Origin of the sequence: Dyella jejuensis (assembly GCF_044904675.1) — a bacterium.
GTDB lineage: Bacteria > Pseudomonadota > Gammaproteobacteria > Xanthomonadales > Rhodanobacteraceae > Dyella_B > Dyella_B jejuensis.
On the sequence record NZ_JADIKJ010000013.1, the window covers coordinates 61,836 to 74,743 of the forward strand.

Sequence of the window (12,908 nt, forward strand, 5' to 3'; positions counted from 1 at the left end):
ATGCACATGCCGATGATGACGACCGCGGACCCCGCATACCGCAGCCGAGCCCCCTGGTGGTTCAATCTCGCCGGGCACCTGCTCGAGCCCTGGTTGCGGATCCGCCGCGACCCAGCCGAGCCGGCCACCCTGCTGCGCGGCGACGCGCCCGTTTGCTACGTGATCGAGCGCGACGGTTTCTCCGATGCGTTGATCCTCGAGCGCGCCTGCCGCGAGGCGGGCTTGCCCAGCCCCATGCGGCCGCTGGCGCATACCCGCCGCCGCCGCTCGGTATTCGCGCTGGCCCGGCGCGACGGCGAACTGTTCGGCCGCAATCGCCAGCGTTCGCCAAACGAACCGTTCGGACAATTGATCCGCTCGCTGGAAGGTTTTCCAGAACGCGATATCCAGATCGTGCCCGTCTCCATCTACGTTGGCCGCGCGCCGACGCGCGAAAGCGGTTGGTTCAGCGTGCTGTTCTCGGAAAACTGGGTGGTGGTCGGCCGCTTCCGGCGCATGCTCGCATTGCTGCTCAACGGTCGCGATACCGTGGTGCATTTCTCCGCACCGGTCTCGTTGCGCACAGTGATGAACGAAGCCGGCGAGATCCGTCCGGAACGTTTCGCGCGCAAGCTGGCGCGCGTGTTGCGCACGCATTTCCGTCGTATCCGCGCCGCGGTGATCGGCCCCGACCTGTCGCACCGCCGTACCGTGGTCGATGCCGTGCTCAATGCCGAACCGGTGCGTGCCGCGATCGCCTCCACTGCTGCCAAGGAAAACATCAGCTACGCCAAGGCCTGGGAACGCGCGCACAAGATGATGGTGGAAATCGCCGCCGACTATTCGCATCCTGTGGTACGTTCGGCATCGTTCCTGCTGCGCAATTTCTGGAACAAGCTGTACGACGGCATCACCATGCACCACTTCGACAAGGCCCGCGCTGCGGCGCCCGGCTATGAAGTGGTCTATGTGCCCAGCCATCGCAGCCATGCCGATTACTTGCTGATGTCGTACCAGTTGCATGCCTCGGGCGTGGTGGTGCCGCACATCGCGGCCGGCGTGAATCTCAACCTGCCGCTGATCGGCCCGATCCTGCGCCGCGGCGGCGCGTTCTTCCTGCGCCGCAGCTTCAAGGGCAATGCGCTGTATCCGGTCGTGTTCAATGAATACGTCGCCCAGCTGATCGATCGCGGCGTGCCGATGGAATATTTCATCGAAGGCGGGCGCTCGCGCACCGGCCGCCTGCTCGCGCCGCGCGCCGGCATGCTGGCGATGACGGTGCGCGCCTTCCTGCGCGCGCCGCGTCGTCCCGTGCTGTTCCAGCCGGTCTACATCGGCTACGAGAAGCTGATGGAGGGCAAGAGCTACATCGGCGAACTCTCCGGTAAGCCGAAAGAGAAAGAATCGCTGCTCGGACTGCTCCGTGGCCTTGGCGTGTTGCGCCAGCGGTATGGGCACGTGTCGCTGAATTTCGGCGAGCCGATCGAATTGACGCCGCTGCTCGACGACGCCAGCAGCGCGTGGCGCGAGACCACTGCCGACCCGGGCAGCAAGCCCGAATGGCTCAATGCGGTGGTCGATCGGTTGGCGGAAAAAATCCAGGTCAACATCAATCGTGCCGCCGACGTGAATCCAATCAACTTGCTGGCGTTGGCGCTGCTGGCCACGCCCAAGCATGCGATGGCCGAAAGCGATCTGCTCGCGCAACTGGACCTGGTGAAGGCGCTGCTCGAGGAGCTGCCCTATTCCGACCGCGTGACGCTTACGCCGCTGGCGCCCGACGCCATCATCGCCTACGGCGAGCAAATGGGCTGGATCACGCGCGTGCGCCACCCGCTGGGCGACGTACTGACGGTGGAGGGCGAGCCGGCGGTACTGCTGAGCTACTTCCGCAACAACGTACTGCATCTGACCGCCGCCGCTGCCTGGGTCGCGTGTTGCTTTCTCAACAACCGGCGCATGTCGCGCGCGTCGATTTTGCGGCTCGGCCGCATCATCTATCCCTTCATCCAGGGCGAACTGTTCCTGCCCTGGGACGGCGAGGGGTTTGCCGCGCAGTTGCAGGCGACCATCGATTTCTTCGTTCGCCGCGGCCTGCTGGAAGCCACCGGCGAAGGTCGCGTGCTGGAACGCGGTCCCGGGCAGGACGATGCCGCGTACCAGCTCAGGGTGATCGCACGCAGCCTGATCCAGGCCTTCGAACGCTACTACATCGCCATCGCGGCGCTGGCCAAGAACGGCCCGCATACGGTTACCGCCAGCGAGCTGGAAAACATCTGCACGCTTACCGCGCAACGCCTGAGCCTGCTCAGCGAGCCGACCGCGCCGGAATTTTTCGACAAGGCGTTATTTCGCGGCTTCATCCAGAAGCTGCGCGAACATCGCGTCGTATGGACCGATACGGACGGCAAGCTCGACTATGACGTCGCGCTGGACGATATGGTGCGCGACGCCCGCGTGATCCTGGCGCGCGAAATGCGCCACTCGATCCTGAAGATCACCGGCGGCGACGGAGAAAAGGAGCCTGCCCATGCTCCGGTGGAAGCACCACAGCCACCCAGCACGGCGCTGAACACCAGCGAGGAACTGCATGAGCGGCATGTGATTGCCGAACACCGTGAGCACGAGCGTGCCAGCCATGATAAACAGGATCCGGATGACGCGGCATAGCCGGGTCGGCACCGCGTCATCCTGAGCATCACTCCGCCATCAATGCGCCACGCCGGCCTTGATGGCTTCCGCCACGTGCCGTCGAAACCATGTATGTGCGGGATCCTCCTGGGTCGAGGCATGCCAATACGCCATGATCGGCACCGTCTTGAGCTTGATCGGCAGCGGTAACACCGCAATCGGCAGCAGTGCCGCCAGATGGATGGCGTAGGAGCGCGGCACGGTCAGCAACAGGTCGGTACCGGCGACCATCTGGCACGCCGAGAAATAGTGCTGGCAGGTCAGCCTTACCTGGCGAAACGTGCCGCTCTGGCCGAGCAATACATCCAGCGCGCTTGCCTCGCCCAGCGGCGATACGGTGACATGCGCGGCGGACAGGTATTCATGCCGTTTCAGCGCTTTCGAAAGCACATGCCCCGCGCGCATCACGACCACCAGGGTTTCATCTGCAAGATGCTCGCGCACGATCTGCGGGCCGGCTCGCAAAGGTCGATCGACGACGAGGTCGAGCGTCCCCGCGCGCAGTTCGCGATCGACCTCGTCGGCTGCGATGCGACGGCTCAGCACGCGCACGTGCGGTGCCTCGCGCTCAAGCTGTGCGAGCAAGGCCGGCAACGCGATCGATTCGAGAATGTCGCGAAAACCCACGCTGAAAGTGAGTTCCAGCCGCAACGCATCGAAGCGCGGCTGCGCGTGCGCGCTGGCATGCAGGCCCTCCAGATGCGCCTGTATCGCTGGCATCATCGCGCGCACCCGTTCCGTGGGCAGCAGGCGATTCCCCTGGCGCACGAACAGCGGATCGCCCAGATGATCGCGCAAGCGCTTCAAGGCATGCGTAACCGCAGGCTGGGTCAGGTGCAGCACGCGCGCCGCGGCGCTGACGCCGCCCTGGGTGTAGATCGCATCCAATACGCGGAAGAGATTCAGATCGATGCGTTGGTCGGTGCGTTCCATGGAGCCTCGCCGGATGGTCTGGACGTTACCGGTGCAGGATACGCCAACCCATGCATGTAACTAATGGGCACTCATAAGACATATTCATTTCAATAATTGCTCTCAGGGGGCGTAGGCTGGGGCAAAGAGGAATACCGCCGTGGATTTCGCCCCGTCCGAACGTACCCAGGCATTAGCCGCGCGCCTTGCCCGCTTCATGCGCGAGGAGATCGCGCCTGCCGAGACCAGCTATGCCGCCGCGATGACCGGCAGCGCCGATCACCGCGCCTGGCAACAGCCCGCAATCATGGAAACGCTGAAGCAAAAGGCGCGTGCGGCGGGCTTATGGAACTTGTTCCTGCCCGCTACCGAACAAGGCGCCGGGTTGGCCAATGTCGACTACGCGCCATTGGCAGAGATCATGGGGCATTCCTTCATGGCTCCGGAAGTGTTCAACTGCAGCGCGCCGGATACCGGCAACATGGAAGTGCTGCATCGCTATGGCACGCCTGGGCAGCGCGAGCGCTGGCTGAAGCCGCTGCTCGCAGGCGAGATACGCTCGGGCTTCGGCATGACCGAACCGGAGGTCGCTTCATCGGATGCCACCAACATGCGTGCGACCGCACGCATCGATGGCCAACATGTCGTGCTCGATGGCCGCAAATGGTGGACCACCGGCGCGGGGCATCCGCATTGCCGTTTCGTGATCTTCATGGGCCTGAGCGATGCGCAGGCAGCACCGCACAGGCGGCATACCATGGTGATCTGTCCGCTCGATGCGACCGGCGTAAAGATCGAGCGCATGTTGCCGGTGTTCCATGGCTACGACGAACCGTCCGGCCATGCCGAAATCAGCTTTACGCAAGTGCGCCTGCCGCTCGAACACGTGATCCTCGGCGCGGGACGCGGCTTCGAGATCGCGCAGGGACGTCTCGGTCCGGGCCGCATTCACCACTGCATGCGTGCGATCGGCGCGGCAGAGCGCGCATTGTCCTTGTTGTGCAAGCGCGCCGTGTCGCGCGTCGCCTTCGGCAAGCCACTCGCCGAACTCGGCGGCAATGCCGATATCGTGGCGAACTTGCGCATCGCGATCGAACAGGCACGCTTGCTGACGCTGAAGACGGCCTGGACACTGGACACGCATGGCACGAAAGCGGCGTTGAGCTTGATTTCCCAGATCAAGGTCGTAGTGCCCGCGGTGGCGCAGCAGGCGGCCGATGCCGCCATCCAGATCCACGGCGGCGCCGGCCTTTCCGACGATTTTCCGTTGACGCAACTGTTTGCCTATGCGCGCGTGCTGCGGCTGGCCGACGGCCCGGACGAAGTGCATCGCAATGTAGTAGCCAGGCATGAAATCAAGGCGCAGCAACACCACATGGAATCCTCGCCATGAGCGACACGCTGGACCAGGCACGCACGTTGCGCGAGGAAGATGCGTTCGATATCGCCGGCGTCGATGCCTTCCTGAAACAACATCTCGAAGGCTTGCATGGCGTGCCGACAGTTGCCCAATTTTCCGGCGGCGCTTCCAACCTTACTTACCTGCTGAACTATCCCGGACGGGAACTGGTACTGCGCCGCCCGCCGGCCGGCGCCAAGGCGAAATCGGCGCACGACATGTTGCGCGAAGCGCAGGTGATGGCGGCGCTCAAACCGCACTATCCGTATGTGCCTGGCATTCTTGCCATCTGCGATGACGCGGCGGTCATCGGTCAACACTTCTACGTCATGGAACGCCTGCGCGGCAGCATCCTGCGCCGCGACGTACCGCCGGAACTCGGGCTCGATGCCGAGCGCACGCGCCAGCTCTGCACTGCCTTCATTGATCGCCTGGTCGAACTGCATCAGGTCGATACCGCGAGCCCGGCACTGCAGCACCTTGGCAAAGGCGAAGGCTACATCGCGCGCCAGGTCGTCGGCTGGAGCGAGCGCTGGCGCCAGGCGGCCACCGAAGGCACCGATCCTTGCGAGGACGTGCTGGCCTGGCTGGCCGAAACACGACCCGCGCACGACAACGCCACTTGCGTGATCCATAACGACTACCGCTTCGACAACGTCGTGCTCGATCCGCACGAGCCGTTGCACATTATCGGCGTACTGGACTGGGAGATGGCGACGCTGGGTGATCCGCTGATGGACCTGGGCGGGGCGCTGGCCTATTGGGTGCAGGCCGACGATGACGCGGTGTTCCAGTCGTTCCGCCGCCAGCCCTCCAATGCGCCCGGCATGCTGACTCGCTGTGAAGTGATCGATTATTACGGCGCACGTACCGGCTGGAGCGTGGACAATTTCGATTTCTACGAAGTTTTTGGGTTGTTCCGGCTGATGGTGATCATCCAGCAGATCTATCGCCGCTTTGTGCTGGGCCAGACCACTCGCGCGCAATTCGCCGGTTTCGGCGACGCCGCCCGCTATATCGGCGCGCGCTGCCGCGGTGTCATTGCCCGTTCGGCCTTGTAATCGTGCGCAGCCTGCTGCTCATCCGTCACGGGCAGGCCAGCTTCCGGGCCGCCGATTACGATCGGTTATCGCCGATCGGCGAAGAACAATCGCGCCGCCTTGGTGCATGGCTGGCCGCTTGCGGCGCGATGCCGGAACTGGTTGTGGTCGGACCGCGCCAGCGGCATCGGCGCACAGCCGAGCTTTGCCTCGCTGCCGCCGGCATCGATCGCCCGCTGTTATCGCTACCGGGCCTGGATGAAGTCGACCATCAGCAACTGCTCGCACGTTTGCGCCCGGACCTGGACGGCGCGGATGCATTGCACGCCGAACTCAAGCGCGCACCCGAACCCTTTCGCGCGTTCCAGCAACTGTTCGCCGCCGCTGTCGCGCGCTGGGTAGAAGGCAGCCATGACGCCGACTATACGCAAACGTGGGCAGCCTTTCGCGAGCAGGCGCTGCAAACATTGCGCACCCTGGCAGCGCACGAGGCACCGACGCTTTGGGCATTTACCTCCGGCGGACCTATCGCGGTGATCGCCAACGCCCTGCTCGATGCGCCCGCCAGCGACGCCTTCAAGTTGAGCTGGCCGCTGGTCAATACCAGCCTGACCAAGCTACGGCAGGGCAGGCATGGCCCTTCGCTGGTCAGCTATAACGGATGGCCGCACCTGGAGCGCTGCGAAGACCAGCACCTGGTCACGCTTCGCTGATCAACTTTTTTCTACGAGACACTCACCATGACCGCCACGCCAAGCTTCGACCTCACCGGCAAGATCGCGCTCGTCACCGGCGCCAGCCGCGGCATCGGCGCCGAGATCGCCAAATTGCTCGCGGCCCACGGTGCCCACGCCATCGTGTCCAGCCGCAAGCAAGCCGATTGCCAGACCGTGGTCGATGAGATCACCGCCGCTGACGGCTCCGCCGAAGCCATCGCCTGCCATATCGGCGAACTGGCACAGATCGAGGCACTGTTCGCGCACGTCGCGCAGAAACATGGCCGCCTGGATGTGCTGATCAACAATGCGGCGACCAATCCCTATTTTGGCCACATCCTGGACACCGAGGCCTCGGTATTCCAGAAGACCGTCGACGTGAATATCCGCGGCTATTTCTATATGTCCACGCATGGCGCGCGGCTGATGGCGAAAAACGGCGGTGGCGCGATCGTCAATGTGGCCTCGGTCAACGGCGTGGTGCCGGGAGCGCAACAGGGCATCTATTCCATCACCAAGGCGGCCGTGATCTCGATGACCAAGGCGTTCGCGGTGGAATGCGCCGCATCCGGCGTGCGTTGCAACGCGCTGCTGCCGGGATTGACCGATACCAAGTTCGCTTCCGTGCTGGTCAACACGCCGGCCATCCTCAAGCAGGCGCTCGCGCACGTGCCGATGCGCCGCGTCGCGCAACCGTCGGAGATGGCCGGCGCCGCGCTCTATCTCGCTTCCGACGCTGCCTCCTACACCACCGGCGCGATCTTGAACGTCGATGGCGGCTATCTCAGCGTCTGAAGCAACCCAGATCAAGTACGCCTTAACCAGCAGGGAGTTGGCATGACTGGTCCAGCACAACGTGTTACCGGCAAACACGCCTTCATTACCGGCGCGGCGGGCGGCCTTGGCGCCGCCATCGCACGCATGCTGGCACGGCATGGCGCCAAGGTATTCCTTACCGACGTCGACGAACTCGGTGTTTCGGCGCTTGCGGCGCAGATCAATCGCGAACTCGGCACGCACGCCGCCTGGCATGCGCAGCAGGATGTCAGTGATGAAGCCTTGTGGCAGCATCGCCTGGCTGAAGCCGCCGAAGCGATGGGCGGCTTGTCCGTGCTGGTCAATAACGCAGGCATCGGCTCATTGGGCGGCGTCGAGCAGATCGAACTGAAAGAGTGGCGCCGCGTGATGAGCATCAACCTCGACAGCATCCTGTTCGGCTGCAAATACGCCTTGCCCTTGCTGCGCGAGCAACAGCCCGCGTCGATCGTGAATATTTCCTCGCTCGCCGCCTTCAAGGTCGACCCCGCCTACACCGCTTACAACACCTCCAAGGCAGCCGTGGCGATGTTGACCAAATCGGTTGCCGTCGATTGCGCGAAGCAAGGCATCGACGTGCGCTGCAATTCGATCCATCCGGCCTTCATCCGCACCGGTATCGTTGCACCGTTTTTCGCGGCGCTTGGCGAAGAGGAGGCCACGCGCAAACTCACGCGCGGCATTCCCATGCATCGGCTTGGCGAACCCGACGATGTCGCCTATGCCGTGTTGTACCTGGCATCCGACGAAAGCCGCTATGTCACCGCCGCCGAGCTAGTCATCGATGGCGGCGCCTGCGCCGTATGACGAACCGAACGCAAAGGCCACACTCATGACCATGATCAATCGCCAGCTACGCCTGAAAACGCGCCCCGAAGGACTGGTCAGGCGCGACGACTTCGAACTGCAAGAGCAAGCCGTGCCGGAGCTTAAGAACGGCCAATGCCTGGTGCGCGTGCTTTATCTGTCGATGGACCCGACCAACCGCGTCTGGATGAGCGATATCCCGCAGTACATGCCGCCGGTGGCGATCGGTGAAGTGATGCGTGCGCTGGGCCTCGGCCGCGTGGTCGCGTCAAAGTCTGCGCACTACGCCGAAGGCGACCTGGTACAAGGCTTGCTGGGATGGCAGGACTACGCGGTGATCGACGATCGCCGTCGCCAGGACTACGTCACCCTGCCGAGCAACTTGTCCGTACCGCTGCCGACCCTGCTTGGCGCCTGCGGTTTCAGCGGCATCACGGCCTACTATGGCCTTACGGATATCGCGCCCGTACAACCGGGCGAGACGCTGGTGGTTTCCGCCGCCGCCGGCTCGGTCGGATCGATCGCCGGCCAGATCGGCAAGTTGCGCGGCGCGCGCGTGGTGGGCATCGCCGGCGGCGCGGACAAGTGCCGTCATCTGGTCGACGATCTCGGTTTCGACGCCGCGGTCGACTACAAGGCCGACGACTGGAAGCAGTCGCTGGCCGAGGCCACGCCCGACGGCGTACACGTGAATTTCGAAAACGTCGGCGGACCCGTCATGCGCGCGGTGCTCTCGCGCATGGTAAATGGCGGTCGTGTCGCGCTATGTGGCTTGATCGCCAATTACACCAGCACCAACCGGCCCGGCGACGACTACAGCATCGTCATCGTCAAGCGCCTCAGTGTGCGCGGCTTCCTGGCGTTCGACTACCAGGACACCGCGAAGGCGATCCAGGACTTGATCGGCTGGGTGACGAGCGGCCGCATCAAGGCCGAAGAGACCATCGAACACGGACTGGAAAACGCGCCGCTGGTATTGAACAAATTGTTCGAGGGCAGCCATCGCGGCAAGTTGCTGTTGCGCGTGGCAAAAGAAGCCTGATCTCGTAAGAACTGGCCTCAAGGCATGGCAACGGACGTTCTACTCAGATGACCTTCGCTGCGGCATCGCCCGTTCGAGAACCAGGCGGCTTCGAACGGGCGATGAGCGCGCTGCCATTATCAGAATGTGTAGCGTGCTCCGGCGCTGAAGACCCGGGCTTTCGTGCCGCCGCTCGCGAATTGGCCGTCAAGGTTCGCGAACCAGGACCAGTTATGGCCCATCGCTGCGTTCAAACCTGCTCCTGCCCAGGCGCTGTTGCGTGGCGAGTTCACGCCCTCGAGTTCGAATGTCGCATTCGGCGCCCCAGCATAAGCCGCCGTAAAATCCAGCTTTTGGCCGCCCAATATCCGCTGATATAACGCAAAGCCTTTGAGCGAGATTTGTCCTTCGCCCCAATTCCAGCGATAAGCCAGCCGCGCACCTAGCTGCGCAAAGCTTTGATTGAAGGTATGACTACCCGCGGCAATACCAAACCCGCCGGCCCCTTGTTCATCGATCCCACCGCGATCCAGATGTTCATCGCCAAGCGATGCATACGGCGTGGTCGTCCACGCATCCGTCTTTACGTCGTAGCCTGTTTCCAGATAGGCAGATGTCATCGTATCGTTGCGTGAGCTGGTAATTGCCGCCGGCACGACACCGAGCATGCCCCAGCGGCTCGTGTCACTGTGGATCCAGTCCTCGCCAATGCGGCCGGACACATAGGTATTGCCTATCGCCCATTTGGCGTACAGCATCGCACCCGTGCTGCGCGAAGTGTTGTTGCCACCTTCCAGGCTATAGCTGGAACCGAGATGATTCCAATCCAGGCCCATGCCCAGCATGAAATCTTCTGCCAGTTTTACGTCGTAACCGGCCACGGAGCCACCGCCACTGTAACTGCCCGTAGCGTATCCGCTGCGCGCGATATCGCCGCTGGCACCCGTGCCCTGGAACCATGCGCCCTGTTGCGCATTGCCATCACCGATATCGACCAGGCGATCGGCCACGGTGCGATTGACGATGCCGGCTTGTTCAAGGGTCAGGTCTTGCGAAGATGCGAGCAATTGGCCGGACAGGCTGTTGATAGAAGCAGCAGCCCGCGCTATCGAGTCAACATGCATGAATTCGCCGGCCGCATCGAGGAAGGACTGATGCGAAGCTGACGAGGTTGCCGCCCATTGATTGACTTGCGTCAATGCGGTTTGAATATGTTGCGCCGTCTGTTGCGTCGTCGCCAAGGCCGGCATCGACGTTTCCGCGACCGAGGAAACGGAGGACTGGCTGAGGCTGACGTCCACGTCGGTGGCGGTGTAAGACAAAGTGCCGCTGAGATAGATCCCGCCGTTGACGCCGAGGGAACCGAATCTGCCGATGAGTCCGCCCTCAGCGGTCAACAAGAGCTCTTGCGATTGCGGCGTATAACCGGATGGCACATCCACCACCATCATCGAGTTATTTAACGTCGCAGTGCCGGAGATAGTCAGCGGATTACCCAACATGATCTGTGTATTGATGCGCGGCCCCTGCGCGGGCTGGCCCGCCACAGCCGTGAAATTGCCATTGATCTTCACCGGCCCATTCACGGTATCGAAGAGGCCGCCGTTGACCACGTTGCCATTGATGATGCTGCCTGACTCACCGGTCAACGTGCCGTTCTGATTGATGGTGATATTGGTATTGGCGGTGGTTACCACTACCAGCGTCCCTCCATTGACGGTCGCACCCGCCGAGAAAGTGTTACTGCCTTCGAGAAACAGAAACCCCCCGTTGACGGTAACGCCACCGATGACATTTTGTCCGACAAGTGTGAGATTGCCGGCACCTTCCAGTTGAATGGACCCGTCGCCGCTCATATCGTTATAAAAGGTTGCCGAAATGCCGTCCGGAATATTTACGTCGAAGGCGCCCCAATTGAGTTGCCCCGGACCTTTGAGCGCCGCGTCCGCATTGACGAGCCCGTAACCGTAGTAATCCGGGCTTCCAAGATTGGTGGCGGTACCCAGCAAGGTTTGCTGGATATTGGTCACGGTGAAGAACGGAAAGCGCTGCCACAGCAGTGCGGCAACACCGGTGACGACGGCTGCCGAACCCGAGGTACCGTCACCGGCGCCCGTAGCGAATGGCGTATTGGTCACTGGGGATACGTAGGTGTAGCCAGGCGCGGCAAGACACCAGGGAGCGGCGACACCGCACGCATTGGAAGTACTGTCCAGTCCTGTCACCTGTCCATTGGCGTTCAGCGCCACATTGACGACAGCGAGCCAATTGTTTTGCAGATCGGGTTTGTAATAGGGCAAGCCTGCCTCAACGGTCGGCTGCGAGACTGCCTCGTTACCCGCCGCCCAGACCATCAGCTGGCCGTTGGCGACTGCGCTCGAATAGTCAGCGTAGGCGCCGGCGACCAAGGGGTCGCTGGAATTGATGGCGGTGATCGATTTAGACGAGCCATAGGAATTATTGATCAACTTGACGCCCTGCGCGTTGAGATCTGATAACGCCTGCGGTGCCAGGGCACCGTCGAAGTTACCGTCGGCATCGCCGACGCGCGCGATGTACAACGACGATTGCGGCGCTACGCCTCCCATGAAGGGAGCTCCACCGGAGCCGTCGCTATTGCCAGTGCCCCCGATGATCTCAGCCATCATCGTGCCATGGCCGGCCTCATCTTGCGGCGTAGTGTTGCCGACCGAGACGTAATCCTTATACCAGCTGATACGACCGACCAGCGCAGGATTGTCCGCCTGCGCGCCAGTATCCATGACACCGACCTTTACGCCCTGCCCTTGATTGCTGGTAGGACTGCCGCCAAAGGTCCAGGCGGTAGTCGCGTCGACTGGCGTCAACTGTGCGTAAAGCGCGTTGTATCCCGGAATAACAGGCGTCGGAAGCAGTGGTGTGGGGCTGCCGGTCAGCACGGTGGGTGCCGGTCCCGAAGTAGGTGCCGGCGTGGGCATTGGCGAAGGCGCAGGTCCTGGCGATGGTGATGACCCTGATCCTGGTGAGGAAGTGGGTGATGGTGTGCTTGCTGTAGGTCGCACATTGCCACCGCCGCCGCCGCCGCCACCACAAGCCGTGAGCGACAGCGTCAACGCAAGCGTTACGGAGAAAGCCAATACATTTCTACGGCCAGATAAATCCATCGATACAGCTCCATGCAGTGATGTCGCACGCCTGCTTATCTCTCAAGCGTGCCGCAAGTAAAAAATTGTAAGTGCGAGGTCAGCGGACGATCCGCTGCGATGGAAAGCCCATGTAAAGGACACGGCATTGATGGACACACGCACGCATGCGCATGCCGAACACATGGCTTGAGCCTGGAAGCGCGTTCATCGGTCCCTCGATCCCCTGGCATACCTTGTGAAAGCCGACGCACGTGGCATCAGCGGCTCCGGTTTACAGGCACTTATTGCCTAACAGGTGACCATCATGAAATGCGGCGGATGGCATCTTGGCGACACGTTCCCCAACGTGCCGCGTTCCCACTTTGCGATGCAGCGCAATGCGCCGATCAAAGCCCCTGTCGC

9 protein-coding genes are annotated in these 12,908 nt (G+C 62.5%); 7 read left to right on the forward strand and 2 right to left on the reverse strand.

Going from position 1 to position 12,908, the window contains the following annotated elements; all coding sequences use genetic code 11:
• Positions 1 to 12 precede the first annotated feature (12 nt).
• On the forward strand, positions 13 to 2,649 hold the full coding sequence (plsB, locus tag ISP15_RS12430) for a glycerol-3-phosphate 1-O-acyltransferase PlsB (RefSeq protein WP_404547790.1): 2,637 nt from the start codon (positions 13 to 15) through the stop codon (positions 2,647 to 2,649).
• Between the two features lie 39 nt (positions 2,650 to 2,688).
• Here plsB and ISP15_RS12435 read toward each other — a convergent pair whose 3' ends face one another.
• Complete coding sequence (locus tag ISP15_RS12435; protein WP_404547792.1) at positions 2,689 to 3,603, reverse strand: LysR family transcriptional regulator; 915 nt, start codon at positions 3,601 to 3,603, stop codon at positions 2,689 to 2,691.
• Between the two features lie 139 nt (positions 3,604 to 3,742).
• On the opposite strand from ISP15_RS12435, the gene ISP15_RS12440 reads away from it, so the two are divergent.
• From ISP15_RS12440 to ISP15_RS12465, 6 genes are read left to right on the forward strand one after another with little or no spacing between them, the layout of a single operon-like run.
• Complete coding sequence (locus ISP15_RS12440; RefSeq protein ID WP_404547793.1) at positions 3,743 to 4,975, forward strand: acyl-CoA dehydrogenase family protein; 1,233 nt, start codon at positions 3,743 to 3,745, stop codon at positions 4,973 to 4,975.
• Positions 4,972 to 6,042 (forward strand): phosphotransferase family protein, encoded by a 1,071-nt coding sequence (locus ISP15_RS12445; RefSeq protein WP_404547795.1) that lies wholly within the window; start codon positions 4,972 to 4,974, stop codon positions 6,040 to 6,042. Before ISP15_RS12440 ends, ISP15_RS12445 begins: the two co-directional genes overlap by 4 nt.
• A 2-nt stretch (positions 6,043 to 6,044) precedes the next feature.
• The gene (locus ISP15_RS12450) at positions 6,045 to 6,734 is read left to right on the forward strand and encodes a histidine phosphatase family protein (RefSeq protein WP_404547800.1); all 690 of its coding nucleotides are present in this window, start codon (positions 6,045 to 6,047) and stop codon (positions 6,732 to 6,734) included.
• A 27-nt stretch (positions 6,735 to 6,761) separates the two neighbouring features.
• Positions 6,762 to 7,532 (forward strand): SDR family oxidoreductase, encoded by a 771-nt coding sequence (locus ISP15_RS12455; RefSeq protein WP_404547804.1) that lies wholly within the window; start codon positions 6,762 to 6,764, stop codon positions 7,530 to 7,532.
• 42 nt (positions 7,533 to 7,574) lie between these two features.
• Entirely contained in the window at positions 7,575 to 8,360 is a 786-nt protein-coding gene (locus ISP15_RS12460; protein WP_404547806.1) for an SDR family oxidoreductase, read from the forward strand.
• Between the two features lie 25 nt (positions 8,361 to 8,385).
• Positions 8,386 to 9,402 carry an NADP-dependent oxidoreductase gene (locus ISP15_RS12465; protein WP_404547808.1) on the forward strand — a complete coding sequence of 339 codons (1,017 nt, stop codon included), beginning with the start codon at positions 8,386 to 8,388 and terminating at the stop codon, positions 9,400 to 9,402.
• Between the two features lie 119 nt (positions 9,403 to 9,521).
• On the opposite strand, the gene ISP15_RS12470 is transcribed toward ISP15_RS12465, so the two are convergent.
• A complete protein-coding gene (locus tag ISP15_RS12470) occupies positions 9,522 to 12,299 on the reverse strand; it encodes a S8 family serine peptidase (protein ID WP_404547810.1) in 2,778 nt (925 codons plus the stop codon).
• Positions 12,300 to 12,908: the final 609 nt, after the last annotated feature.